Annotated in this window: 19 protein-coding genes; 11 read left to right on the forward strand and 8 right to left on the reverse strand. The window is 53.5% G+C overall.

Annotated features, from left to right (window positions below):
* Nucleotides 1-182 precede the first annotated feature (182 nt).
* Together BLR57_RS13830 and BLR57_RS13835 are read left to right on the forward strand one after the other, a co-directional pair.
* On the forward strand, nucleotides 183-2276 hold the full coding sequence (locus BLR57_RS13830) for a DUF4129 domain-containing protein (RefSeq protein WP_139173354.1): 2094 nt from the start codon (nucleotides 183-185) through the stop codon (nucleotides 2274-2276).
* Between the two features lie 77 nt (nucleotides 2277-2353).
* The gene (locus BLR57_RS13835) at nucleotides 2354-3409 is read left to right on the forward strand and encodes a DUF1616 domain-containing protein (RefSeq protein WP_089698518.1); all 1056 of its coding nucleotides are present in this window, start codon (nucleotides 2354-2356) and stop codon (nucleotides 3407-3409) included.
* A gap of 539 nt (nucleotides 3410-3948) precedes the next feature.
* Here BLR57_RS13835 and BLR57_RS13840 read toward each other — a convergent pair.
* Nucleotides 3949-5028, reverse strand: coding sequence for a FixH family protein (locus tag BLR57_RS13840; RefSeq protein WP_089698520.1), 1080 nt, complete (start codon nucleotides 5026-5028; stop codon nucleotides 3949-3951).
* Between the two features lie 114 nt (nucleotides 5029-5142).
* Here BLR57_RS13840 and BLR57_RS13845 point away from each other — a divergent pair, with 114 nt between their 5' ends.
* The 5 genes from BLR57_RS13845 (at nucleotide 5143) to BLR57_RS18995 (ending at nucleotide 11580) form a co-directional block, all read left to right on the forward strand.
* On the forward strand, nucleotides 5143-7425 hold the full coding sequence (locus BLR57_RS13845; RefSeq protein ID WP_089698522.1) for a PGF-pre-PGF domain-containing protein: 2283 nt from the start codon (nucleotides 5143-5145) through the stop codon (nucleotides 7423-7425).
* A 111-nt stretch (nucleotides 7426-7536) separates the two neighbouring features.
* On the forward strand, nucleotides 7537-8298 hold the full coding sequence (locus BLR57_RS13850; protein ID WP_089698524.1) for an ABC transporter ATP-binding protein: 762 nt from the start codon (nucleotides 7537-7539) through the stop codon (nucleotides 8296-8298).
* A 652-nt stretch (nucleotides 8299-8950) separates the two neighbouring features.
* The gene (locus tag BLR57_RS19735; RefSeq protein WP_244510031.1) at nucleotides 8951-9523 is read left to right on the forward strand and encodes an FtsX-like permease family protein; all 573 of its coding nucleotides are present in this window, start codon (nucleotides 8951-8953) and stop codon (nucleotides 9521-9523) included.
* Nucleotides 9524-9588: 65 nt separating this feature from the next.
* Nucleotides 9589-10752: an ABC transporter permease gene (locus tag BLR57_RS13860; protein WP_244510033.1), complete on the forward strand. Its 1164-nt coding sequence runs from the start codon at nucleotides 9589-9591 to the stop codon at nucleotides 10750-10752.
* A gap of 237 nt (nucleotides 10753-10989) precedes the next feature.
* Nucleotides 10990-11580 carry a hypothetical protein gene (locus BLR57_RS18995; protein WP_139173355.1) on the forward strand — a complete coding sequence of 197 codons (591 nt, stop codon included), beginning with the start codon at nucleotides 10990-10992 and terminating at the stop codon, nucleotides 11578-11580.
* Between the two features lie 155 nt (nucleotides 11581-11735).
* Here the strand turns inward: BLR57_RS18995 and BLR57_RS13865 are convergent, their stop codons facing one another.
* From BLR57_RS13865 to BLR57_RS13890, 6 genes are all read right to left on the reverse strand, one after another.
* Complete coding sequence (locus BLR57_RS13865) at nucleotides 11736-12653, reverse strand: NAD-dependent epimerase/dehydratase family protein (RefSeq protein WP_089698531.1); 918 nt, start codon at nucleotides 12651-12653, stop codon at nucleotides 11736-11738.
* A gap of 73 nt (nucleotides 12654-12726) precedes the next feature.
* Entirely contained in the window at nucleotides 12727-13263 is a 537-nt protein-coding gene (locus BLR57_RS13870; protein ID WP_089698533.1) for a metal-dependent hydrolase, read from the reverse strand.
* A gap of 260 nt (nucleotides 13264-13523) precedes the next feature.
* A complete protein-coding gene (locus tag BLR57_RS13875; protein WP_089698535.1) occupies nucleotides 13524-14702 on the reverse strand; it encodes a tubulin/FtsZ family protein in 1179 nt (392 codons plus the stop codon).
* 72 nt (nucleotides 14703-14774) lie between these two features.
* Complete coding sequence (gene glmM / locus BLR57_RS13880; RefSeq protein WP_089698537.1) at nucleotides 14775-16088, reverse strand: phosphoglucosamine mutase; 1314 nt, start codon at nucleotides 16086-16088, stop codon at nucleotides 14775-14777.
* A gap of 220 nt (nucleotides 16089-16308) precedes the next feature.
* Nucleotides 16309-18108 carry a glutamine--fructose-6-phosphate transaminase (isomerizing) gene (glmS, locus tag BLR57_RS13885; RefSeq protein ID WP_089698539.1) on the reverse strand — a complete coding sequence of 600 codons (1800 nt, stop codon included), beginning with the start codon at nucleotides 18106-18108 and terminating at the stop codon, nucleotides 16309-16311.
* On the reverse strand, nucleotides 18109-19305 hold the full coding sequence (locus tag BLR57_RS13890) for a sugar phosphate nucleotidyltransferase (RefSeq protein WP_089698541.1): 1197 nt from the start codon (nucleotides 19303-19305) through the stop codon (nucleotides 18109-18111).
* 366 nt (nucleotides 19306-19671) lie between these two features.
* On the opposite strand from BLR57_RS13890, the gene BLR57_RS13895 reads away from it, so the two are divergent.
* The 4 genes from BLR57_RS13895 to BLR57_RS13910 are packed head-to-tail and all read left to right on the forward strand — an operon-like array spanning nucleotide 19672 to nucleotide 24143.
* Nucleotides 19672-20685, forward strand: a complete 1014-nt coding sequence (locus BLR57_RS13895; RefSeq protein WP_244510035.1) for a glycosyltransferase family 2 protein — start codon at nucleotides 19672-19674, stop codon at nucleotides 20683-20685.
* Nucleotides 20682-21791 (forward strand): non-hydrolyzing UDP-N-acetylglucosamine 2-epimerase, encoded by a 1110-nt coding sequence (gene wecB, locus BLR57_RS13900; protein ID WP_089698543.1) that lies wholly within the window; start codon nucleotides 20682-20684, stop codon nucleotides 21789-21791. Before BLR57_RS13895 ends, wecB begins: the two co-directional genes overlap by 4 nt.
* Complete coding sequence (locus BLR57_RS13905; RefSeq protein ID WP_089698544.1) at nucleotides 21791-23086, forward strand: nucleotide sugar dehydrogenase; 1296 nt, start codon at nucleotides 21791-21793, stop codon at nucleotides 23084-23086. The genes wecB and BLR57_RS13905 overlap by 1 nt, the downstream gene beginning before the upstream one ends.
* Nucleotides 23046-24143 (forward strand): DUF354 domain-containing protein, encoded by a 1098-nt coding sequence (locus BLR57_RS13910; RefSeq protein ID WP_211603272.1) that lies wholly within the window; start codon nucleotides 23046-23048, stop codon nucleotides 24141-24143. Before BLR57_RS13905 ends, BLR57_RS13910 begins: the two co-directional genes overlap by 41 nt.
* 800 nt (nucleotides 24144-24943) lie before the next feature.
* Here the strand turns inward: BLR57_RS13910 and BLR57_RS13915 are convergent.
* Nucleotides 24944-26389 (reverse strand): oligosaccharide flippase family protein, encoded by a 1446-nt coding sequence (locus BLR57_RS13915; protein WP_089698550.1) that lies wholly within the window; start codon nucleotides 26387-26389, stop codon nucleotides 24944-24946.
* Nucleotides 26390-26394: the final 5 nt, after the last annotated feature.

Raw genomic sequence — 26394 nt, forward strand, 5'->3', positions numbered from 1 at the left:
GCAGCATGCCGGACGGTTCTTACCCGAGCGGCAGTCAGCGCGCTGTCTGAGGCATCCATCCCCTCAACGCAACCTGACATGGGTGCCCTTTCCGATCAGGAATAGAAGGGTCAACTCAGACGAAAGTATATTTATCCGTTCATCTACACCAGACTACTGTGACCCCGGTGGCTCCCACTCATTTGCGAGTACTCGGCCTGGTAGCCATACTCCTCTGTTCAGTAGTCGTCGTACCCGCTGGAGCAACCGGACAAACATCATCCTCCCAAGAAGTAGACGTACGGGAATCAGTCGACAGCGACGCCACTGTACCGTTCTTCCAACAGCAAAACAACACTACTGTCAGGCACGAAGACCCCGATTCGACAAACGAGAACGGAGACCTCGACGGTGTCGAGTCGCATCTCGCTGGTGTCCTCGCTGAACGGTTGGGAGAGAGTACGGTCCAATTGAGTCAAGGGGAGTACGACAGGGCACGGGATCTTGTAGGCGACGACTATTCGAGTCCACTAGAGAAATACGTCGATGTCGCTGGGGAGACTGGAAACGAAGCGACTGCCGAGGAGTTCGAAGACGCCCAAGAAGCTCAACAGGAGTTAACGAATACGGTTCAGGAGTTCCGTGAGACACGCGAAGAATACCGCGAGGCGAAGCAGAACGGAAACGAACGGCGTGCACGGGAGCTAGCTCGCGAACTCTCGCGACTCTCACAACAGTCAGAGCAGAATTCCCAGCGTCTGACTCAATCGTTCGCGAACGTTTCGAATCAGACAGGCATTGACGTTAGCGACTCGACGCAAACAGTCGACGACATTCAGCGGAACGTCTCTGCACAAGAACAGGACGTGATAGCAGCGGAGTTCACACAAACTGATCTCACAATCGATGTCAGCCGCTCGGAGATCTCGTTCCAGAGCCCACTCTTGGTTAGTGGACGACTCGTCGCTGAAAACGGAAGCACGCTCACACAGCGGCGAATCTCACTCGAAGCAGGTTCCCAAACCATTACCACAACGACGGACAGTGAGGGACGCTTCTCGTTCAACTACCGACCGGTTACTCTCCCACTCTCAACAGAAAGCGTCACGATTCGGTACATCCCGAACAACACCTCCGTCTATCTCGGGTCGAACGCAACGGCGACCGTCTCAGTCACCCAGACCAATGCGTCACTTGCAATCACGTCGGCATCGTCTTCCGTTGCATATAGAGAGGAAATGACGGTGACGGGAGTCGTGAGTGTGAACGGGACATCTGTTGAGGGAATGCCGGTCCTGGTGTCGCTCGGAAACACGCCACTCGAGACAGTCCAGACGAACACCGACGGACGGTTCCAACTGGAGACCGCGCTTCCCGCAACGGTCTCAGCGGGGACACAACAACTCAGCGTCAAAGTCGAGAGAGACGACCGTGCAGTGACTGCGTCACCGGCTCGGCAAGCAGTTGAAGTCGAACAGACGGTGACGACGCTCTCGGTCACAGCCGAAGAGGACTCCACTCGCTCGGTTCGTCTCTCGGGAGAGTTCAAGACTGCAGATGGCAGCACGATTTCGAACCAACAAATCAAGTTCCTCGTCAACGGCTCACTGCTTGGAACCTCGACCACTGGTCCTGAGGGTGGCTATCAATCACGGATACAGATTCCCGAAAGCGTGGTCTCTGGTGTGTCGGAGGAAGTGACTGTGAGGGCAGTGTTCACTGGAGGTGGGACGAATCTCGAATCTGCTCGAGCAACGGTCTCCGTTCCAATTACTTCCGATAACGGATCCGGCGAGGAAGACAGCTCGCTATTCGCGGCTCTCGGCTCGCTCCCCACACTGATTAGTGGAGCCGTCGTTCTGACGCTGGTTGTCGCATCAGGAGTCGCCTACTCTCGCCGCTCAGAAGACGATGAAACGGCGACTGTACCAACCACCGGCGGGCCAGCGAGTCAACCAACTGAACCGACAGAGACTGCAGGACGGTCGCTACTCACACTTGCGCGCGACCACGTCGACCGAGGTAAGACCGAGACAGCAATCGAGGCAGCATACGAGGCACTCCGTCGACGATTCGAAGGGAGACTCGAACTCGCTCCTTCGGCGACACACTGGGAGTTCTATCAACAGTATCACACAGAGATCGGTGATCAGAGCACTGAGCTTCGCGAGCTAACCGAGCGATACGAACAGGCAGCCTACGGTCCTCATGACCCGTCGGCAAGTGACGCATCTGCGGCAATCGCGCTTTCAGAGCGATTCTTCAATCCCAACGGGCAGCCGTCCGATGACGACTGAATCGATCAGTGGACTGGCCGTGGTTTCGGATACTCTCAACCGACTGGTTTTTTACTGGTGACTCGTTTGACGTTCGTATGACCGGCCGCGAAACGTGGCGACTGTTGTTGCCACCCGCGATTCGGACGCTGCCAGCCGACCTCGCGGTCGTTATCGCATTCGTCTTCCTCACTGTCGGTGCCGTGTTCGTCCCTGGTGTCAACGACACCCCACTCCGAGTCGTCGTCGGGCTGCCGTTCGTGCTCTTCATTCCAGGATACGCATTCATTGCGGCACTGTTCCCGGAGCGTGGTGACCCCGTTGATGATAAGACGCCAGAGTTTGCCGTCGGTGACGATGTTCCCGATGACGTCACGGAGAGTCGGGGGGGAATCGACGGCCTCGAGCGTGTTGCACTCTCGTTTGGGACGAGTATCGCTATCGTCCCACTAATCGGTCTCGTACTCAACTTCACTCCGTGGGGGATTCGGACGCTTCCGATTGTTCTCTCCGTCGGTGGCTTCACCGTCGTTGCGGCAGCAGTCGCGTCGTCTCGTCGTCGTTCGTTACCTGCCGAGGAACGGTTCCGCGTTCCCTACGAGGCATGGATTGCCGCTGGACGGACAGAACTATTTGAACCGGACTCACGAGGTGACGCCGTACTCAACGTCGTGCTCGTGTTGAGTGTCCTGCTGGCTGCCGGGAGTGTCGGGTATGCAGTTGCTGAGCCCAAAGAAGGAGAAGCGTTCACCGAGTTGTACTTGCTCACCGAGTCCGAAGACGGTGAGCTCGTCGCCGACGGCTATCCTGAAGAGTTCGTGCGAGGTGAGAGCAAAGAACTCTACGTCGGCATCGGGAACCACGAACACGAGCCGGTCAACTACTCGCTCGTCGTCGAACTCCAACGCGTGCAGGTACAAAACAACTCAACGCAGGTCCTCGAAGAACAGGAGCTCAGGCGGTTCGAAACGAGAGTACAGGACAATGAAACTTGGCAACGCCAACATAACATCACGCCGCAGTTGACTGGCGAGCGGATGCGTGTCGCCTACCTCCTGTACAAGGGCCAGCCACCTGCAGAGCCAACCGTGAACAACTCGTACCGTGAAGTCCATCTGTGGGTGAACGTGACTGCGCGTGGGGCACAGACCTAAGCAAGATCCAACGCTACGGACGCCATTTCGTTTCGACGATTGCAACTGTCCGGTACGAGCGTAGCGCGCTTTCGAACGCACAGGTGCCGAGTGCAAGCCCACACTGTGCGTCAAGGTTCCCGAGAACGTGGACGACGCACTAGGTCTGGTGGAACGGGGGGACCGAATACGCCGGGGTCTCAAAGTGGAACAGCCACACCAGAGATATCATCGCGAAGTGTTGACCGCGAAAGAGCGCGACGCCGAAATCCGTGAACATGTGAGAGAGCCACCCGATGACGAACGGCACGGGTCACCAATCGCAGCGAGCGGTTTATCCATGAGATCTGGAAACTGGGTTCCGAACTCCAACACGAGAGTCTCCACGCCAGTCGGTGCACGACGATACCCCTACCCGTGCAGTGAGCGAGTACACAAGATTGCCAGTTACAGCGTGTCCCCACAGCAGTATCTTAAATAGCACGTCCGCGGGCGTCACAAAGAGACGACAGTATCGGACGGCGTATGACAGGCAAGACGCGTCGGCGAGGTTTTGGGTACTAGAGCTGGCGAACTCTGTAGATTGCACCAGTAAGGACAAACGCCACGAAGAGCAGTTGGATGCCCTCAAACGGAGCCGTCGTCGTCGTGGTGCTCGGCGTCTGAGACGTGTTTGTCTCACTCACCGTCGACGTAGACTGCTGGGTCGTCGTCGGTTCCGCAGACGAGACAGTCGATGTCTGCGTGGTCGTGGCTGACGTCGTGGTTGTCGTCTTCGAAGACGTCGTAGTCGTTGTCGACTCCGAGGACGTCGTGCTCGACGGCGAGGTGCTCGTAGCTGTCGTCGTAGTCGATGAAGACGTCGTCGTGGCCGTTGTCGGTGTCGATGTGCTCCCAACATCACCACCGTCACCATTTGAACCGGAGGTCACCGAGACAGAATTGATATTACTGAGCCCGATGAGTTCGTTTTCCCCGTTGTACGTGTCTGTCCCGTGTGCAGTCGCGAAGACACGGTAGTCACCTGCCTCGTCGAAAGTAACCGTTGCTTCGTAGGTCTCCCCACCCGTCTTCGTCGCTGTCAGTCGCTCGGTGGAGCCGTCGTCACCAACAATGACCTCTACCGAGTCAAGCTGGGGCGCGTTTTGGTTTGTCTGGAGAGTAACGGTAAACTCCGTCTCGGAGCCGGCAGTGACGGTATCTTCGGTAGAAATGCTCACGTCATAGCCCGAGACGACGATGGGCTGGATCTGGACAACGTTGCCATCACTGTCAAGGAGTGAGACGACGTACGAGCCAGGCGGCATCTCCTCGGTTGAGAAGGACGATGTCTCGGTTCCGGAGAGCGTATTTCGGTAATCCCAGAGTTCCCGCTCATTGTTCCGCAGATTGATACGGTAGAACTCGTCGGTGGATCCGGTCGTATGGACGGTAATCGGGGTTCCTGGATGGACGCGCGCCGTTTCGGAGATTTCGAACGACTGGCCTTCGACGGTGACGGTTCTATCGGGGGTATCGAGACTACCGTCGACATCCAGCGAGTACTGTGTCTGTGCAGTGCCAACACCGACGACACAGCTCCCGACAATCAAAAGCGCAACGAGGAGGGCAAAGTGAGACAACGCTACACGGTCTGACATGGTTGCACCACTTCAGCCACGCTGTATAATTCTTGTTGCTTGATTCTGCACTCGAATATACCGTATATTGAAACTCTCGATAGAATTAACTGTCTTGATTGAGCAGAGGTGCTCATGAAACAGCAATCAAGAAGAGGGATTGGGGTGATGCTTATCGTCATTGCCCTGCTACTTTCGACTGTTGCTCCTGTTAGTGGGAGTCTACAGTCAGTAGAAACGAACGGACAAGCACCACAAGCACTCGACGACAGCGACTTCTTCAGCGCGTCGGACGACGTTCAGGTGTGGGACCGCAGTGCGTTCCCGCTGCGCGTTAGTACCGGTAATGCCGCCAACGCAATTACCGGCCCGTCGATCGACGTAAGTACCGACGAAATCGACGGCGCCTCGCTGAACAAGCGACGAGTCGGTGTTTATAACGCAGGTACGACACTTCGGTTCTCGTACCAGTCCGGGAACATCGAAACTAGTGACTTCGCTAACGCCGATACCCAGCTACTCGTTGCACGGCTCGACCCCCAAGCGACGACCGGAATGGGGCTGCCGGACATGGACATGACGGACCTGAGTGAGCTCACGACTGAAGACGCGAACGACGAGGCGTCGTTTGCACTGAAGAGCAGTCCGGTCTCACTGGACGGAGATGGTGAGAACAGTGGGTTCTCCTACACGGCGGAGGAGTCCGGACAGTACGCCTTCTTCCTGATTCAGGACGTTGACAATGACAATGGCATCTCGATCGATAACGTGGACAGAGACGGCTTCGGCGACCTCGAAGTCAATAACGATGTCCGCGTCATCGGTATGGATGGCGCGCTCGTCCAAGAAACGTCATCGCGTGTTCGAGTCCAAGACGCACGTCAGCGTCCCGGACAATCGTTTACGTTCAATATCCAGGCTAACTTAGCGGGTGAGAACGATGTCCGCCATAGCGTAGTGCTGTACGATGAGGGGAAACTCCAAGCACAGCGCTTCGACATCACGATCAGCGGAGAGATTGACCGGAGTATCACGTCCGATCAGGTCACGGTTGAACACACTGTCGAATCGGTCAACGGTGTTGCTAACATCCCTGCAGACCTCACTGACGTGTCGGAGTTCGACGACGGGACGTTTAGCGGGACCACGCAGGCCAGCGACGCGATTCAGTTCGCAGCCGACCAAGCCAATCGTCAGAGCCCGAACACCCAAGCGACGGACGACGTCGTGTTGGACGCATCCGTAACGGCAGTTGAGGACGATGGCTCGGTGACGGTCACCGTCGAGACGCTCAACGATTGGGACACCGGCTCGTACCGCTACATCCACATGGCCGTCGGTGACCAGACTAACGAAGTCTCGACTAATACTGGACTCGTCCGTCTCGCACGTGGTGGTGGCGGCGGTGACGACGATAATAACGACAACAACGGCAACAACGGCAACAACGACGCCGGTAGTGGTGGTGGCGGTGCTGGCCCTGTCGTTGACGTTGAGAAGCGGATCAAGAACGGCCGTCTCACCATCAGCATCACGCGTGTCAGCTCTGGTGCGACCGTCACTGAGGTCGTTACTGGTGCAAACGTCTCGAACGGCGTCGGTCTGCAGCAGTTCTCCTTCAGTGTTAGCCAGAACGTCTCGAACGCACAGGTGAACGTCGAGACGCTCTCAGAACGTCCCAGTAACGTTCCGGACACGGGCGTTCCGACAGCTGCCTACTACGACGTCCAACTGAGCGGCTTCAACGACACCTCAGTCTCTGGTGGGGCGTTCCAGTTCACGGTCAACGAGAGCACACTCACGCAGCTCAACGCAACGTCCGACCAAGTTCGGATGTACCGCTTCAGCGGTGGCGAGTGGCAGGAACTCGAAACCACGTACCTCGGAAACGGAACGTACGAGGCCCAGACGCCTGGCTTCTCGTACTTCGCTGTTGGTGCCGCACCGGCCCAGCAGAGCGGGCAGCCGAACTTCAACATCGAGAGTACCAGCCTTGGGACGGAGTCGGTCGCCGTCGACGAGACGGTGACTGTTGAGGCATCGGTGAGCAACAACGGCGATGCAGCAGGCACGCAGACGGTGACGCTCACGGCGAACGGTGATGTCGTCGACGAGCAGGACGTGCAACTTGACGCTGGCGAATCGACGACGGTCACCTTCGATGTGTCCTTCGGTGAAGCAGGCACGTACGACTTAGCTGTCAACGGTAACGGTGCTGGATCGCTCGAAGTCGTCCAGCAAGACACGGGCACCGACGAACCAGGTGACCAGACCTCACCCAGTGAGGTCACCCCTGGTGAGGGCGACGGCGACGGTGGAAGCGGAGCACTCGTCCCGGTACTTGTCGTGTTTGTCCTGCTGGCACTTGCACTCGTCGCGTACTACTTCCGCGACGACCTGCAACAGCAACTGAAGTAAGTCAACGAATCCCGTTTTGCGGTTTTGTTTTTGTTTTTCACGCGGCAAACGACACCACAGCGTACCCCCGACATATATGTTCCTCCCGTAGCATCCCTGAGTTAGTAACAGATGCAGACGAACACCCCGTCAGATACTGCCGTTGTCTCCTCGCCCTCCAGTTCGGCTGATTCCCCGCTAATCGACTGTTCGAACGTCACCCGAACGTACACTCGAGGGGGACGCTCGGTATTCGGCTCGAAGCGAACAGGCCAAACCGTAACCGCACTGGACAACGTCTCGCTTCAGATACACCGTGGTGAGCTCGTTGGAATCGCAGGCCCGAGCGGGAGCGGAAAATCGACCTTGCTGCATCTCCTCGCAGGGCTCGACACACCCTCGAGTGGATCGCTCTCGATCGTCGATACGGACGTCAGTAACCTCTCGTCTCGACAGCGGACCCGACTACGGTTGGAGAATATCGGCATCGTATTCCAGCATTTCTATCTCCTCCCGTCGCTGTCTGCACGAGCGAACGTTGCGATCCCACTCGTCGAGAAGGGCTGGGGAAAACGACGGCGTCGCGAGCGTGCAGCTGCCTTGTTAGACGAGGTTGGACTCGGTGACCGGACGACACACAAACCCGGCGAACTCAGTGGTGGTGAACAGCAGCGGGTAGCGATTGCACGAGCACTGGCGACAGAGCCAGATCTCTTGATTGCAGACGAGCCGACTGGTGAGTTAGACACCGCTACTGGAGAGACAATTATGGGACTGTTCGATGAGTTAGCGAATGACCGCGCCGTGGTGATGGCGTCACACGATGAGCGAGCGTTGAGTCGCACTGACCGAGTCATTCGACTGCAAGACGGAGTTCGACTCGACGATGCCTGAGTGGCGACAACTCCTCGCTGTCATTGGACTCGGGTTTCGACGCGTCGTTGGTCGCCTGACTGGTGCTGCCTCGGGCCGCGTGTTGCTGAGTGCTGCTGGTGTCGCGATTGCAGTCATGTTGATGACAACCGTGTCCGGCGTCGCACTCGGATTAGCCTCACAGTCGACTGTCGAGAGCGATAATGTCGATTACTGGGTCCTCCCAGAAGCGAACGGGGGTACGTCGTCGACCCTGTCTGTTGGAGGCCCACAACTTGGTGACGTTCACACCACGGCAGCACGACTTAGTGCAGATGACCGAATCGACTTCGTTACGCCCGTTCAGTTGCGTGTGGTGAATATGCAAGCACAGGGGGGTAATACCTCAGAGTATATTCTTGCAATTGGTGTGATTCCACGCGAAGAATCACCATCTGTAGGCGGGCTTCCACTGAGAGATTTACAACCTGGTGACCCTTACTATGCGAACGGGACGTACAGCGGACCATGGACCGGAGAGATTGTATTTAGTCAGGCAGCGTCGGAGTTGCTTGGCGTATCGACGGGTGACGACATCGTTGCACGAAGCGGGGGGACAACTCGGAACCTGAGTGTTACGAACGTTAGCCAAGCGAGTCTCTCATCGGGGGCGGGGCCACTTCCAGTTGCGGTGATGCATCTCTCTGAACTGCAGAGGCTCGCTGGGGGGACAGAGGCGGATATCGCCGACCAAATCCTCGTGAGTACAGATGACCCGAGTGTGCAAAGTGACCTGGAGGCATCAATCGCTGGGGCGACGGTTGTCTCCGGGACAGGCGTGTCAACTCAGAGTGTATCGACGTCGAGTCTTGCACTTGCTGTCGCGCTAACGGCGTTCCTAACCGCCGTTGTCGTCGGCGTTCTGTTCGTTGCGACGATGATGGGCCTGGAGATTCTGGCTTCACGAGCAGAACTCGCCGTGTTGACGGCTGTGGGATATTCACAGCGTTCACAAGCGTTGTTGGTACTCACCGAAACAGTCGCCGTCTCGGTGGTCGGTGGCATTGGTGGCGTTGGACTCGGTGCTGGAGCAATTGTCGTGTTCAACCGGTTTGCAGCGCGGTCGTTCGGCGTTGAATCGTTGGCGACGTTTGACCCACTGTTGATTGTCTATGGAATCGCCGTTGCAGTGCTTATCGGACTGATCGCAGCTCCCTATCCGATTTGGCTGAGTCGTCGAACCGACGTGACGGAGGTGCTTGGGTAATGTTTGGGCTGTCTCGGATTCGAGCGGTAATCGGAATCGCACTCGCACAGCTGCGACACGAGCGAATGCGGACGATATTAGCGGTGTTGGGGATTACGCTCGCAGTCCTCGCCAGTACGTTGCTTGCAAGTGTTGGGGCAGGTGTCGTCCAGACAGGTCAAGAGAAATTCGAGACCTCTGGGCGTGATTTGTGGGTTACTGGTGGGCCGGTTCGGCTGAGTCCGGAGACCGGTGGATTTGAGAATACCGTTGTGAATGCCCACGAGGTGTCTGATGAGATCACAGAACGTGAGGATGTTCGATCAGCTGTCCCACTCGCGTTCCAGACTGTGTATGTGAGTGCTGATGGTTCTGACTTCGAAACCATTGTCGGAACCGGCTCACCAACAGGTGGAACGGCGGTCTCAATCGAACGTGGGACTGGGCTTTCGAGTGGTGACGTGCACTATGCAGGGGGGAACTACACAGGACCGATGACCTACGAAGTCGTCATCGATCCACAGATTGCAAACCAATTCAACGTCTCTGTTGGTGACACGCTGTACATCGGCGGAACGCTAGCGAGTGCACGACAAAACGAGTTTACCGTCGTCGGGATTTCGCAGACCTTCACCCAGTTTTTGGGCACGCCCACAGTCGTGATGCAGTTGAGTGAGCTGCAAGAGATTACTGGAACAACGGGGTCTGACCGTGCGACGATGATTACCATTAACCTCGTTTCAGGGACAAATCCAGAAACAGTAGCGACTGAGCTTGAAGCAGAGTATCCCGGATACGAAATCCGGACAAATCGAGAACAACTTCAAACAGTTCTGCAGAACCAAGCGGTGGTTATTGCAAGTGGGACAGTGTTAGTTCTCCTGGCAGTGCTTGCAGGGCTAGCGCTGACGGTGAATCTGTCTCTGTCTCTTGTGTATCATCAGCGAAAGGAATTGGCGGCGTTGAAAGCGACAGGGACTCGAACGACGACGTTGGTTGGGATAATGCTCGTTCAGTTGTTCGTCGTCGGTGTTATTGCGAGTAGTCTCGGTGTTGCACTTACCTATCCCTCGGTTGCGATCCTCAACTACGTTGCAGCGCAGATCGTGGGGTTCGAAGGGCTGGTTCAAATTTCGAGACAAATCTTACTCGGTGGGGCAGTGGTTGGTGTCGTCATGAGCCTCTTTGGTGCACTGGCAGCGAGTGTCCGTCTCGCTCGGTTGAACCCACTGACGCAGTTGGCTGACTGAGTGATGGTTCTCTCATAGTTACAGAGTCCTCTGCAAGCGGCCTTGAGCTACGAAGTAGTGCTGTTGAGCGAGCACGGTTATACTGCCTATCAGGGAGACTAATCGTCAGGAGCCCAATAACATGGATAGCTGAGCTATAACAAAACAGTCACATCCCGAATCACCTATGTATGAGGGTAGGTGGTAGGACTGGCACGAAATCAGGGGTTGTCCACCAGCAGAGACTCCCACGGAGTGGTGAGTAAGGTGCCAGACCGACGGACGTTCCTCAAGTGGGCCGGTTTCACACCAATCAGCGGTGCGATTCCCTACTGGATCACGCCTGAGCGGACGATTCAGGTCATGCCGGATGAACAACTCGAAGAGCCACCAACCGAATCAGAGTCCATAACAACAACCCGACGCTCAGTCTCGTGGGTACAGAAACATCTGCGTGATTACTTCGGTTCAGATTTCTACAAGGCCCCTAACCAAGGGATTTTCCACCATTATCCCGATTACACGTATGACCTCTTCGAGCCAGATGTCTTTCGCGAACTCGCAGCAAGCTACTCTCCGAAGGTTATTCCAGGGAATTCAGAACGATATGACTGTGACGAGTATGCAACTGGATTCCGCTGGTACTTCTTGACTGGCGGGTTTGGTAAGTTCCCACCAACAAATATGGTTGGACAAGCGCACAACTTCGCAGGAAACCATGTGTACAACGTCGCCATCTGCGCAGATGGGACCATACTCGAGTGGGAACCGCAAACCGGAACACTCGCTGCAGACTCAGGAGCACCACCGAGATACTACGAGTTCACGAACGGCATTCTCTACCTGTAATAATCACGAACACGGGACAGCGTTGCCACCGAGAGAAGAACAAAAGGTGTGCCACCACCGGAATTCTGGGACGGTCGACCCCTGAGGCAGCGTCGGTTACCCCATATGATTGAAATGAGGTGCCCTTTTTCAAGTCAGAAGAATCCGACCGCGTGTCAATTTGACTTCTTATGTTCGACAAGTGTTGCAAGCCCTTCTGATAGCAGGATAGTGGGCTCGTAACCCAGTTGAGATTGGGCCTTAGAGATGTCTGCGAGACTCCGTTCGATGTCACCGTCACGACCGTCTGTGTGCACGATTTCCGAGTTCGAATCAGTAACGTCGCGGATCGTTTCCGCGAGTTCTCGGATACTCGTTTCACTCCCTGTCCCGACGTTGTAGGGCTCGCCGACGTGGTCCGTCGTTGCGGCTTTCAGATTTGCTTGGACGACATCGTCGACGTGTACGAAATCACGCGTTTGTGAGCCATCGCCGTGGACCGTAATCGGCTCATCGTTGAGTGCCTGCTTGAGGAAGATGCTGATAACACCACTGTAGTCACCTGCGGCTTGCCGTGGGCCGTACACGTTGAAATACCGAAGTGGGACTGCTTCCAGGTCGTAGAGCTCGTGATAGACCTGTGCGTAGTGGTCGAGAGTTGTCTTGTCGATCCCATAGGGTGAGGAGGGCTTCTTGGATTCTGCTTCCGGTGTTGGGATTTCGTCGGCATCGCCATAGATAGCCGTACTCGAGGCAAGGACGATACGAGCGTTGACATCACGGGCATACTCAAGAACATTGAGCGTGCCGCCCATGTTAATCGCGTGTGAACGCGCTGGCTCCTCGACAGACTTGGGGACACTCACGAGGGCGGCTTCATGGAAGATAAGGTCGGCCTGTGGGAGGGATTCGAATACGTCCGTATCCTGAATGTCACCGCGGATGAGTTCGACATCCGCGGGTAGGTTAGACGGTTTCCCTGTAGAGAGATTATCCAGGATGTAGACGTCGTTGTCCTCAACGAGTGCGTCTGCAAGATGACTCCCAATGAAGCCTGCTCCACCCGTGATAAGGACCGTTTGACCCTGAACCATGTTTGTAACTACTCACACCTTGTAGGACAAAACGGTTCTCGTTCGGGTTGGTTATGTGTAAATTACTGAGAAACTACCTGGTCAAGAGGCGACGTAGCAAATCGATACCGGGGTAGTCGTCATAGACCCACACGACGAAAGCGAGTGGAACCAATCCAAACTCGAGCATGGCGAACAGTTCGAACTCGAAGGCCGCAAAATGGGCGAGGATGCTCTTGTCAGTCTCGTAGGCGGGGAGGGGAAGAAGCGGCCACGCAAGGTACGAGAGGGAAGCAAACTCACCTTCGAGAAACGGATACAGACCGTCTGCCGCGAGGTGCGAGAGGTAGCCAATTCCGAAGGCCCCTGCCAACGGCGATCGATTGGCCCGTCGTGCGAGAACGACAACGACACCGATGACGAGCGACGCCGTGAGCAGTGAGTGCGCGAGTGACCGCCCCGCCGGAAGAACCGAAACGGTCCACGCGAGTGGTTTGTCAATAAGGTCCGGAAATTGGGTACCAAATCCGACAACGACGACCGTGAGGCCTGTTGGCGGCTGGTTACGCACACTGCGGCTGTACAGCGAGTAGAGCAGATATCCGACCGCCGCGTGTCCCCAGGGCCACATTGTCTCTGACGGAGGTGCGCGGTCTGGGTGAATCTATCGAAGTCTATCCACCGATCTGTTGTTGTTTGTCGGCCAAAATAGCTACTGTGGCATAATATTCAATGGAACATACATTCAATCCGTTCTATAATTACATTACTAGGCCAGTCATATTAATGCGGCAGAAGGTGTCTAGTAAGTCTTTTGGCCAAACATATAATCTTTGGTCACACAGACAGGTTCGAGTACGTGCTCGCGCTGAGACGTTTTGACTGGGTACGCTAGAAGAGTGAATCGAGGCGGTCAGTTGGGTCCTCAACCAACGTCTCCAGGTTCTCCTCAGAGACCTCATCCCGGTTTTCTTGCCATTCATCGGTCTCCATGGCCTGCTGTTGGAGCTGCTTGAGCCGTGGGATGTCTGTGACGCCAGAGAAAAGCCCAGCGACAGAGACATACTTCGATGATGGCTGCGGATCGTCGCCGCCGCGAATTTCCATACTAGTAGTCTCTTCTTCGAGCCACTGGCTGCTCTGTTCGATTCCCTTTCGACTCAACCACGCTGGTGGGCCGCTCACGACGACGAGCGCACGCTCGGTACTAGAGAGATCAGCAGGCAGTGTGAGGCGTCCACGGGCAGCCCGTCGTGCAGCGGTCGTAATCCGGCTCACAGCCTCTACTTCGTCGGGCTTCGGTGTCGACGAGCCGAGAAGGCCACGAATACTGAATCCTGAGGAACTGTCGTCCGGGAGTTCACTCGAGGCGAATCCGATTGTCGTGACACCGCCACCTTTGAGCGTGTTGATAATCTCGCTGGAGTCGACGACACTCTCACCAACGGCATCCGAGCCAGAGACTTCTCCCGCGTTGAAGATGACCGACAGCCGTCGAACCAGTTTCTCGTTCATCGAGTCATAGGCACTCGTCACATCCTCACCCGACTGCATCCACGCATCGTTGTCGAACAAGAGGAGGTTGTCTACCTCGTCGATGAACGTCTGGAACGAACGAGCGGCGTTGTACGTGTAGATACTCCCTTCATCCGTCCCAGGGAGGATTCCGAGACCGTAGATTGGTTGTGCGTAGATTCGGTCTAACTCACGTGCGATGACGGGCGCAGCACCGCTTCCCGTTCCACCGCCGAGACCGGCGACGACGAGGAACGCGTCAGCTTTGGAGGTCGGGATGTCGTCAGTCGCTCGAATGAGTTCCTGTGCGTCTTCGACTGTCAGTCTGGTCGCGAGTTCGTTGTCGGCACCGACACCATGGCCGTTCACTTCGGTCTGTCCGAAGAGGTGTCGGCGACGGTCCGGAATGTGCTCGAGCCCACGGAGGTCTGCACGGGCGGTGTTGAGTGCAACGGTGCCAACGATGAAGTCCTGATTTGTCTGTTGTTCGTACTGGAGGAAGCGGTCAACAATTTTCCCACCGGCCTGTCCGACACCAAGTAAGATGAGGCGCATACAAGTGTGTGAGATTAGAACTATGTTCAATCTTCGGTCATGAGTGGGTGAAGTGGTCGGACCCTACGTTGGTTAGCAGAACCGCTGGAGTAGCGTTCGTGCTTCAGTGAGAAGGGTATCAGCGTGTTTGCTGTTGCGTGCTTCTGCAGTCAGTCGAATCAGTGGTTGTGTCCCACTCGCTCGAATGAGGATCCAACCAGTGCCCATCTCGATTCGGACGCCGTCGATAGTCGAAACGTTGTCGTACTCCTCAAGGACGTGATTTCGGATAGCGTTCATCACCTCTGTTTTGTCATCGACGTCGACGTTGTCGCGTCGAATCGGGTACTGCTCGATAGAATCGACAAGCTCTGAGAGTGGGCCACGGTCGGCAACGAGTGCAGCCAGTTTCACGGCAGCGAGCGAGCCATCGGGACAGAGCGTTTCGTCAGGCCAAATCCATGCCCCGCTTGGCTCCCCACCGAAGACGACGTCGGAATTAGTCACTTCTTCAGCAACAAACACGTCGCCGACGCGAGTTCGGGTGACAGACGCGCCACAGTCTGCGAGAGCGTCGTCGACTGCGAGGCTTGTGTCGACCGGAGCTGCGATGCGAGTCCCTTCAGTTGCCTCGTGAATACCGAACAGCGCGAGTAGGGCGTCGCCAGAGAGGAACTCACCGGTCTCGTCGACTGCACGCATACGGTCTGCGTCGCCGTCGTGTGCGATTCCGAGGTCTGTGTCAGTTGCGGCGACGTGTTGGCACAATCGCTTGCAGTTTTCTGCCGTTGGTTCGCTCGGACGTGCGGGGAAGCGACCATCGGGTTGGGCATTGAGTGTCTCGACGTCACAGCCGAGTTCGTAGAGGGAATCAGCAGTTACCTGGCCAGCACCGTTACCGACGTCAACGGTGACTGAGAGTCCGTTGAGGGAGTTTTGTTTCGCTGTAAGCGCGTCGACATGGCGGGTTTGTGCAGTCGTATCCGACTGGGCGGTTCCGAGTTCGTCCCACGGTTTGAGGTCGAAGTCTTCAGTCTCGATTCGTTCAGCGATTGCTGCTCGTTGCTCTGTATCGAATGCCTGTCCAGACGGGTTCCAGAGTTTGAGGCCGTTATCAGGTGCCGGGTTGTGTGACGCAGTGATAGAGACACCAGCGTCGGCTGTGTACCAACTCACGCTTCGAGCAATTGTCGGCGTTGCTGCTTGGCCGAGATCGATGACATCAGCACCGCATTCTCGAAGGCCGGCAACGAGTGCATCACGCAGTACCTCGCCGCTCTCACGAGGGTCACGACCGACGACAACTCGTTGTGTTCCTTCGCTTGCAAGCGCACGTCCGACTGCAAGGGCGAGTGCTGCAGTGACGTCTTCTCCGATGGGACCACGGACACCGCTTGTGCCAAACATGACTCCGGGTTTCCAAGAGTGGCAGATAAACGCTCGGTATGGGGAAGTCCAAAATTGGCCCGGGAATTATTATATATCATATTAGATTATGATATCATAGGGAATACTAGGTAATCAAGGAGTTACAAGACTAGTCTTGGCAAGTATTGCAAAACAAGACTGTCTGGACAGCAGATGTGTTAGTACTTGAATCTATTGCTTAGGCCGGAGCTTTGACAACCTATTCAACGGTCACACTCTTCGCAAGGTTCCGCGGCTTGTCAATCGACCGGTTGAGCCGGTTTGCCATGTGGTACGCGACAAGCTGGAGTTGAATATTCGCGAGGAGGGGTGCCATTCGCTCGTTGGTTTCGGGGATCTCAAGGACAGCGTCTGCATAGCGTTCGGCGTCAGACTCACCATCGGTGACGACGACGACCGGTGCATCCCGCGCTTCCACTTCTTTGATGTTCCCAATGGTCTTCTGGGCACTTTCGTCGTTCCCCGTGACGACGGCAAAGACGGGTGTGTTGGCGGTGACAAGCGCGAGTGGGCCGTGTTTCAGCTCGCCTGCTGCAAACCCTTCGGCGTGTTCGTATGTGATCTCCTTGAACTTGAGTGCACCTTCCAACGAGACCGGGAAGTGTAGGCCACGGCCGATGAAGAAGAACGCTGTCGAGTCGAGGAACTGCTCGACAATCTCCTCGGCGTTCGACTCGTCGAGAATCGTCTGGACGTCGGTTGGGAGGTCTCGAAGTGCCGTGATAAGTTCACGGTGGGTGTCGGTTTCGCTGAGGAGTTTCTCGACAAGGAGATTTGCCCCGATGAGTTGTGAGGAGAACGTCTTCGTCGCTGCGACGCCGATTTCTGGACCGGCTCGGATGTACAGTACGTGGTCACACTCGCGAGCGGCCGTGCTGCCGACGACGTTCGTGAGAGCGAGCGTCTCCGCACCGCGGCTCTTGGCGTCACGGAGTGCACTCATCGTGTCTGCGGTCTCTCCGCTCTGAGTGATACCGACGACGAGAGTGTCCTCGGGGATTGGTGGGTTTGCTGTCGCGTACTCGCTTGCGAGATAGGCCGTGGCCGGGACGCCACCATCGCGAAGAAGTGCTGCGGCGTAGAGCGATGCGTGGTACGAGGTACCGCAGGCGACAAACTGGACGGCACTTGGGGTGTCGAGGTCATCTAGTTCCTCGACAGCAATCTCACCAGTGAGCTCGTCGACGCGACCACTCAGACATTGTCGAAGTGAGGTCGGCTGCTCGTTAATCTCCTTGAGCATGAAGTGGTCGTAGCCACTCTTGCCAGTCTGTTCGGCACTCCAGTTGACAGTTTTGACCTGTTTGTCGACGGTGGCCCCATCGGCTGTGGTGACAGTATAGTCGTCGGGGCGAAGGGTAACAAATTCGCCATCGTCGAGGTAGACGACATCGCGCGTGTACTCAAGGAAGGCAGGAACGTCTGAGGCGAGATAGTAGCCGTCGTCGCCGATACCGAGGACGAGCGGGGAGTCGTTACGTGCGGCGAAGATTGCGTCCTCGTCAGCGACGACGCAAGCGAGGGCGTAGGAACCCTCAAGTCGGTCGACAGCTCGGAGGAAGGCACTTTCCGGGTCGTCACCCTCATCGAGGTATTTCGCGACGAGGTGTGGGACGACTTCGGAGTCTGTGTCGCTCGTAAACTCGATGCCTTCGGCCGTAAGCTCGTCACGGAGTGCCTGGTAGTTCTCGATGATGCCGTTGTGGACGACGGCGACGGTTTCGTCTTCGTCCGTGTGTGGGTGAGAGTTGTAGTCCGAGGGCGGGCCGTGGGTACTCCAACGTGTGTGGCCGATGCCGACGTTGCCGCTGAACGAGTACTGTTCGACGGCGTCCTCAAGTGCGTTCAGTTCTCCCTCTCGTTTCTTGATTCGGAGGTTACCGTTTGCCACGGCGATTCCTGCAGAGTCGTATCCTCGATATTCGAGGCTTGAGAGTCCAGACATGAGGACCTCGTCCGGATTCGTAGCGGGACCGACGTAACCGATAATGCCGCACATTTAATTTGTCACCTCAGAGTTCTCTCTGATATTCCTACCTATTGATGTTCCGGCATAAATGTGTGCATTTGGACCAATAAGGATACCTGGATGAATTGTTACGCCGCCACCGAGGTGAGCACGGTCGGAGATGACCGCGCCCAGGTTAACGCCTTCGTGAATCGTGGTTCCGATTCTAACGTCTGCTTTGCCACCAGGGATACAGCTTCCAGCACCGAGGTGGACTCCTTGACCAGTGACGGTATCGATTGCGGTGACGTTTGGTCCGATTCGTGTGTCACTGTCGATGACAGAGTCACGGATGACAGTACCGGCTTCGATCGTGACGTTCCGACCCAGCGAGACATTTGGCCCGATGACTACCTGAGGTCCGATGACACAGTCAGGTCCGATAATTGCTGGTGCTTGGATGGTTGCATCGTCATGGATGGTCGCAGTAGCGTCGACGTAGACACCGTCGCTGGTTTCTGGTTCGTCGATGAGGTCATCGGTGTTCAGAATCGCTTGGGAGAGAGCGAGAAGATCCCACGGGTAAGTCGCATCTTGCCACACACCGTCAGTGACAACGCCACGGACTGGACCCTCAGTACTGGTGAGTCCGGCGATGGTGTCTGAGAGGGATAGTTCACCGTGTTGGCGTGGTGTTGATTCGACCTCGGCGAAGAATGATGGTGCGAACGCGTAGACACCTGCGTTGAGTAGTCGATAGCTATCGGAGTGTGGCTTTTCGACGAGTTCGGAAATTCTGTCACCATCCATCCGGACGGCACCGTATTCTGGTGCGTCGTCGCTTTCAACGACAGCGAGGGTAGCAACGTCCTCGACTGTGTGTGCTTGTAGAACACTCGTGACCATCTCGTGGTGAATCAGTTGGTCACCGTTGACGACGAGGAAGTCCGAGTCCAGCGTGTCGGCGACCTGTAAGAGAGCGTGGCCGCTTCCGAGCTGTTTGTGCTGGTGGTGGTATGTGATGTTACGGTTGCGGTACGTTGGGCCGAAGTGGTTCTGGACTCTGTCAGCTTTGTAGCCAACAACGAGGTGGAGGTCGTCAATGCCAGCGTCGATGAGTGCGTCAAGAACGTACTCAAGGATTGGTCTGTTTGCCGCGGGGAGCATCGGTTTCGGTCGGTGCTTCGTGAGTGGACGTAGGCGGGTACCCTCGCCTGCTGCAAGGATGACAGCGGAAGAGATATTCACACCTTGTGGCTATTCGTACTGGAACTACAATCTTGCTGTGTTGTCGATTCAGTGGTTCCTGATTGCGAGAGATACCATAAGTATTCGCTCGGGCGGAGACCAATCTATCCATCTGTGTGAGTTCAGATTGCCTGTGCAGACGTCGAAAATCATGAACGCGTTGACTAGACCCGACAGGATGACTTTGAGATTTTTGTCTTCACGCACGTCGGACTCATCAGACAAAACCTCTTTATATTATTATTGATGTGTTGATGGTAGCAAGCGAGAATATCTATTTGGAAAGGCTGTCTTACCTTGAGACAGTCACTGAGAGGGTCACATAGAGTATGAAAAACGGGAACAACCGAAAAGGGGAAAATAGATTTGCACTCAAGCACTCGAGAGAATAGAGAGCCAGAACTGAGAAATGGAAACGCACGAAATGAGCACCGTGAGACTGTTTCTGAAGCAAAAACGGCTTCACAATCTCAAGATGCCATCGTGGTGGTTGGGATTCCAGCATACAATGAAGAGGTGGGGGTTGGGAGTACAATCCTTGCTGCACAGGATTATGCTGACAAAGTTGTCGTCGTCGACGACGGCAGTTCAGACAATACGGTTTCAATTGCTCGTGCGTCCGGTGCAACAGTCATTATCCACGATGAAAACAAAGGGAAGGGTGCTGCAGTCCAGACACTCTTCGACCACGTTCGACGCACTAAGTGTGACGCCTTTGTGATTCTTGATGGAGACGGCCAGCATCACCCTCGTGATATCCCACGAGTCGTCTCACCTATTCTGGAAGGGGAAAGTGACCTCGTTATTGGGAGCCGGTATCTCGATCAGAACCCAGACGACGAGACACCCCTCTACCGGCGATTCGGCCAACGAGTACTGGACTTCCTAACCGCTGGCTCTAGTGGACAGAATCTCACGGACACGCAAAGTGGGTTCCGTGCGTTCGCGCCGACTGCAGTTGAACGTCTTTCGATTACAACCTCAGGCATGGGGGTCGAAAGCGAGATGATTGGTGATGCTGTTGACAAAGGGCTGGAAATTGAAGAAGCACCAATCGATGTCCGGTATGAGGGCGTCGACGGGCAAACATACAACCCGCTTCGTCACGGTCTAACTGTCGCAACTTTCATACTCCAGCTGATTCGTGACCGACACCCACTAATTTTCTTTGGCGTTCCAGGAGTGGTCTTGACTGTCGCTGGAACACTCTACGGACTAGATACAATCCTCATCTACCAAGTCTCAGGAGTATTCTACCCCGGCAAGGTGCTCATCGCAGGATTTACTACGATTCTCGGCGTCCTCGGCGTCTTTGTGGGCCTTATTTTGAACCGTATTTCGAACATGATCACCGAACTCAAACACGACTTCAGACCATGAACACACAATCTCCGCACATCACTATCGTTCTCGGCACTCGGCCCGAGATTATCAAGCTCGCACCAATTATTCGAGCTTGTGAAGCACGTAGCACTTCGTACAGCGTCATTCATACCGGCCAGCATTATTCAAAGAACCTCAACGAGGTTTTTTTCGACCAGTTGGAACTTCCACAGCCAGATTATAATCTCGCTGTCGGATCTGCATCTCACGGGGAGCAGACTGGAGAGATGATTATCGGTATCGAAGAAATCCTACTTGAGGAAGGTACAGACGTCGTTCTTGTACAAGGAGATACCAATTCTGTTCTGGCAGGAACCATCGCAGCGACAAAACTGGACTGTGAGGTCGGACATGTTGAAGCTGGTCTCCGGAGCTTTGACCGTGATATGCCCGAGGAAAAAAATCGTGTGCTTACAGATCATGCCGCAGACTACCTCTTCGCACCAACAGAACAGTCCGAAGCACTCCTGCTAGAAGAGGGCCTCCCCAAAGACCGAATATACGTTACAGGTAACACGGTTGTCGATGCTGTTCATCAAAACCGTGAATTGGCATCTCAAAAGAGTTCGGTGCTTGAAGAGTTCGGATTGAACGACACCGAGTATGGGCTTTTAACGGCACACCGTGCGGAGAATGTTGACGAGAAGAACACGTTCATGAATCTCTTAGAGGGTGTTGAGCGTGTTGGTGAAGAACTTGGTGTTGAGTTCTTGTACCCAATCCATCCCCGTGCACGAGGGCAGTTGGAAGAGTTCGGACTGCAAATCCCGGAACATACCCAAATTATTCCTCCGCAAGACTACCTTGACTTTCTGCAATTACAAAGTAATGCAAAAGTAATACTCACTGATTCAGGGGGAGTCCAAGAGGAAGCGTGTGTACTTAATGTTCCTTGTGTGACACTCCGGGAAAATACTGAACGGCCAGAAACGCTTGACGTTGGTGCGAACTGCCTCGCTGGGACAGCACCACACGAAATTGTGGAGACTACAAACATGATGATACAAACAGAGCGTGGATGGGAGAATCCCTTTGGAGACGGAACAACTGCAAAAATGATTTTGCAAACAATTATACAGTCACAACAACAGGAGGCAGTTTAATGACAGACATCTGTATCCACGGTCTCGGTTACATTGGACTCCCAACAGCCACAATATTCGCTCACTCTGGTTACGATGTAGTCGGATTTGACACCAATCCAGAAGTAGTATCTACCCTCAGGAGGAGAGAGGTCCACTTTGATGAACCGGGCCTTCAGCAAATTGCAACTGAAGCAATTGACTCGGAGAGACTCAAAGTCAAGTCTGAGCCCGTATCTGCAGACATTCACATCATTTGTGTACCGACACCGTTCGATGACACAAAAAAACAAGCAGACCTCGGAAATGTGGCTGCAGCTGGGCGGACTATCGGTAACCTTCTAAAAGAAGATGACTTAGTTATTCTCGAATCAACTGTCCCCCCAACGACCACGGAAGAGGTGTTGCAACCGCAACTAGAAAAATCAGGGTTAGTTGCAGGCCGAGACTTTGGGTTAGCACATTGTCCTGAGACAGTACTCCCAGGGAACATGATTGCTGAACTCAGAGAAAACGATCGGGTAATTGGGGGCATTGATCGACGGTCAACTGAACGAACGGTCGAACTATACGACTCTTTCGTTGAGGGAGAGATTCGAACTACAGAAAATCCGACGACCGCTGAATTTGCGAAGCTTGCCCAAAACACATTCCGTGATACAAATATCGCACTCGCAAATGAACTTGCTATGTTGGCAGACGAATATGATATCGATTCTCGCAAGGCAATCCAGCTTTCGAACCACCATCCACGGGTGAATATTCATCACCCAGGGCCCGGTGTGGGTGGTCACTGTCTCCCCGTTGATCCGTGGTTCCTAGGCCAAGAGTCCAACAATCTCAATCTCGTTTCAACAGCCCGAGAGATTAATGACTCCATGTCTAACTACACAATTGAACTTCTGGGGGAGGAGTTAGGAACTTTGAGCAATTCACGAATCGCGGTTTTAGGTGTCGCGTACAAGGGTAATGTTGACGACACGCGAAACAGCCCTGGCTTGAAACTTGCACGTGAGTTGCAGGCTAGAAAGTCTTTGGGAGTGAACGAGGTAACAGCAACGGATGGTGGAATCGATGATATCGATGTTCGAATTCATGACCCATGTGTGTCCGACCAAACGCTGGATCTCGTCCCACTTGACGAGGCAGTTCGTGGCGCCGAAGCTCTAGTCCTCACAACAGATCACACAGAGTATGCGCAGTTATCACCAACTCGAATGTCTAAGCTTATGGATGGAAACTTAATTTTGGACACTATGGCACATCTGAACAAAAATGAGTGGAGTGATGCGGGTTTCAATTACCGCCAAATTTGACGATAAATCTATGAATGACCAAAATACAGCGTGGATTGACCTCGTCAGTCCGTCACATCCGTTCTTTTTTGCATCGCTAGCTAAGCATATTGATAAGTCGGATGTGAAAACGACCGTTCGTAAGAAAACCGAGACAGTTGATTTAGCTGAAGAAGTTGATTTCGATTTCGAAGTCGTCGGTCGGGATTTCTCTCAGAAGTGGCTAAAGATTGCTGGGATTCCCGCTCGAACAGCTCAACTGGCGTTTCAGGCGCCGGATGCAGACATCGCACTATGCTCACGGAATGCCATGTGTATCCTCGCAGCGAAAGCTCGAAATGTGCCCTCAATTAACTTCACCGACAATGACATTACTGCTCATCAAGATGGAGTAAAATATGAAGAGAGATACAACCAGCTGGAATCATTGGCAACATATAATATTGTCCCATCAGCGTTTGAGACCGGCGAATTGACAAAATGGCATGCCGACCGTGATGATATATTCACATATGAGGGATACAAAGAGGATGTGTATGTTGCTGATTTTGAGCCGGACCCCAGGTTTTTGGACAGATTGCCATTCGAAACCTACATCGTACTTCGTCCGGAAGCTCTTGACGCAACTTATGTTGATTCTGAAAATTCACTAGTCCCCGATTTACTTGAAAAGTCCATTGAGAACGGTCATAATGTCGTCTACTTACCTCGTGGTAGAGGTGATGAACACTATGCAGTAGAGTACTCGCAAAATCAAGTGTTTGTACCACAGAACGCTCTAGATGGTCTTCAACTCGCATGGCATTCGAATGGTGTATTAACTGGATCCGGTACAATGGCTCGAGAAGCCGCATCTATGTCGATACCAGCAGTATCGTTTTTCCCGAACAAGCTTTTGTCGGTTGATCGTTCAATGGTTGAACAGGGACGTGTCTTGCATAGTCGTGATACAATTGAAATCATGAATTATATCGATTCTGTAGGGCAAGAAGCCACTCAAGCAGACCTAAATAGGTCAAAACAAGTAAAAGATGAGGTTGTAGATATCGTGAACAAAATTATAAATAAGCATGAATAGCCCCCATACATAGCAGTGTCTAAATAAGGGGCGAGCAAGCCGAAGATCTATTGTTCAATGCTGCACAGAGACCAGCTCACAGAGAATCTCGACACTACACAGTTGAATGGTGGTAGTGGGACGGACAGCGACGCTAACGAGACTCGAGGCGTCTCGTTCACGTATCAGAAAGATTCGGTTGCTGGGGACGCCGTCAGAGTATTTGTCGTCTGACCCCGCGCTGCGGAACTTTCGCTCAGAGAAATAGATGCGGTTCTACATCTACTTGGATATAACAATTATCTTAAGCAATTTTCAGTGGTGCATCGGTTATCTAACGGCGTTACAGACCCAACAAAGGCGCACGAGATGGGACGCGATTGACGAGACCGCTGTCAAAATCAACGGTGAGTCGTCTTGATGTACGCTCCAAAAGGCCTCGACACAGAGATATGTCATGGTGTCACACCGTTCAAAAATCACGGGACTGATCCGGCGACTGTGTTTCTCCATAACCCCGCAAGAGATAAGATTGCTCCTAAACGGTGTTTCTCGTGGATCCATTCCTCAAACTGCGTTCTCTTGGTTAGTTGTGGACGGTCAAGGCGACTACACAGATCGAAACGTGATCGAAAAGGGGTGTCGTACGTTGAGAATATGGGTCGACCGTTTCGATAATTTTTGTGTAAGCCGGTCGGTTGAGCATCGTAAGCGGTTTACAATGTTCAGTAATTAATATTACTTTCAGCGACCGCATCAATCGCTTGGAGGTCGGACACCATCTTGCGGGTTAACCGGACAGTTCCTCATATAAATTATAATCAACCAATTGACTCTAATATGACTCTGTCCTTCTCCTCAAATCCTAGGATATAATTAGACAAAGCAAACACAGAGAGAGTCAAGAATCCAGCAACCATTGCGAGAAAAACCCCGTCTAGTGGGAGATACACAACCAATGCAAGAGTAACTAGCGCTAAGACTAGTGAAATAACACTTGCAGGATTAAACAGTGAAAATGGCTTTATCTGAGCCAACCACCATACCTGAATCAATCGAATAAAATTGTAAATTGTGAACGAAATTCCGGTGGCGATAGCTGCCCCCAGAGCGCCATGCGTCTGCACGAAGAAAATATTCAAAGAAATATTGATAGTTGCGACAATTATTGTATTCGCTGTTTCTACCCGCTCATTCCCACTCATTACGAGCAGGTATCCTACAGGACCAACTGCCGCACTAATCATTTGACCAACAGCCAAAATCGAAAGGATGTTATTTGCTTGGGTGGTTGGTTCTCCGAAGATTGACAAAATATCGTTTGAAAAGACAATCAAGTACATACAACCAAGGATTGATAGAAGAGCAATCCATTTCGTTGTTGTATTATATATTTGTTGAAGTTTCTGCATCTGACCTGATTCGTACAGATCGGAAGCCAAGGCCGGGAAAATACTGTTCGCTGCATGAAGTACAATCAACAGAAGAGCTGAAGTTTGGTATGCAGCCTGATACCAACCTAACTCTACATTAGAAACATATACGCCCAATATCATGACGTCGGCCCACGAAACTAGACGACCACCTGCAGCTAACAGTACTAATGGCAAAGAAAAATTCAACAATTTTCTCGGTTCAAAAGTGGTTGGTTTAGAATTGAATCCTCCAAGAGATTTGATTGAGAACAACATGACAAATAGACCAATTGTTGTCGCAGCAAAATATCCGATAACAACAGCCACTAAGTCATTATAAATGAATGATGATACGTATGCAAGCACTAGTGCAAGGCCAGACCTGACGATATTATCCCCAAAGACTGCGTACTTTGTTTCTTTAAAACCTTTTGTTGCATTTACTGCAACTTCAAACCCTGCCAATATTGGAAGGCCTGCAAAAAAGATGAAGAGAATATTTCTTTGGCCACTACCGAGGATCGACAATAACATATCTAGATTCAAGATAAGTATAGATGATATGAGGGTAGAGAGCAGGATTGGTGTTCCAATTGAGAACACAACAACACCTGTTGTTTTCTCTGGAGATTCGTCCAAGTAAATTGGTATGAATTTTTGAACTGCTTGATCTAGTCCTAATCTAGAGAATATTATGACAAATTGGGAGATAACCAGTCCAAAGGTAAATACTCCAAGAGCATCAGGACCAAGTCCTCTTGAAATCACGACATCAAGAGAGTATCTAAATCCACGACCAACAATACCGCCAATAAGAGCGATAGAGGCCAATTGGAAAATTGACTTTTTCATCAGTG

Source organism: Halogranum gelatinilyticum (genome assembly GCF_900103715.1).
GTDB lineage: Archaea > Halobacteriota > Halobacteria > Halobacteriales > Haloferacaceae > Halogranum > Halogranum gelatinilyticum.

Bases quoted from the DNA above. Each gene is read 5' to 3' on its own strand.
- BLR57_RS13860 (WP_244510033.1), top strand. From the start codon at position 9,589: ATGCGGACGATATTAGCGGTGTTGGGGATTACGCTCGCAGTCCTCGCC.
- BLR57_RS13865 (WP_089698531.1), bottom strand. From the start codon at position 12,653: ATGGTTCAGGGTCAAACGGTCCTTATCACGGGTGGAGCAGGCTTCATT.
- BLR57_RS13870 (WP_089698533.1), bottom strand. From the start codon at position 13,263: ATGTGGCCCTGGGGACACGCGGCGGTCGGATATCTGCTCTACTCGCTG.
- BLR57_RS13875 (WP_089698535.1), bottom strand. From the start codon at position 14,702: ATGCGCCTCATCTTACTTGGTGTCGGACAGGCCGGTGGGAAAATTGTT.
- BLR57_RS13845 (WP_089698522.1), top strand. From the start codon at position 5,143: ATGAAACAGCAATCAAGAAGAGGGATTGGGGTGATGCTTATCGTCATT.
- BLR57_RS13850 (WP_089698524.1), top strand. From the start codon at position 7,537: ATGCAGACGAACACCCCGTCAGATACTGCCGTTGTCTCCTCGCCCTCC.
- wecB (WP_089698543.1), top strand. From the start codon at position 20,682: ATGAACACACAATCTCCGCACATCACTATCGTTCTCGGCACTCGGCCC.
- glmM (WP_089698537.1), bottom strand. From the start codon at position 16,088: ATGTTTGGCACAAGCGGTGTCCGTGGTCCCATCGGAGAAGACGTCACT.
- BLR57_RS13910 (WP_211603272.1), top strand. From the start codon at position 23,046: ATGAGTGGAGTGATGCGGGTTTCAATTACCGCCAAATTTGACGATAAA.
- glmS (WP_089698539.1), bottom strand. From the start codon at position 18,108: ATGTGCGGCATTATCGGTTACGTCGGTCCCGCTACGAATCCGGACGAG.
- BLR57_RS13905 (WP_089698544.1), top strand. From the start codon at position 21,791: ATGACAGACATCTGTATCCACGGTCTCGGTTACATTGGACTCCCAACA.
- BLR57_RS13835 (WP_089698518.1), top strand. From the start codon at position 2,354: ATGACCGGCCGCGAAACGTGGCGACTGTTGTTGCCACCCGCGATTCGG.
- BLR57_RS13915 (WP_089698550.1), bottom strand. From the start codon at position 26,389: ATGAAAAAGTCAATTTTCCAATTGGCCTCTATCGCTCTTATTGGCGGT.
- BLR57_RS13840 (WP_089698520.1), bottom strand. From the start codon at position 5,028: ATGTCAGACCGTGTAGCGTTGTCTCACTTTGCCCTCCTCGTTGCGCTT.
- BLR57_RS19735 (WP_244510031.1), top strand. From the start codon at position 8,951: ATGCATCTCTCTGAACTGCAGAGGCTCGCTGGGGGGACAGAGGCGGAT.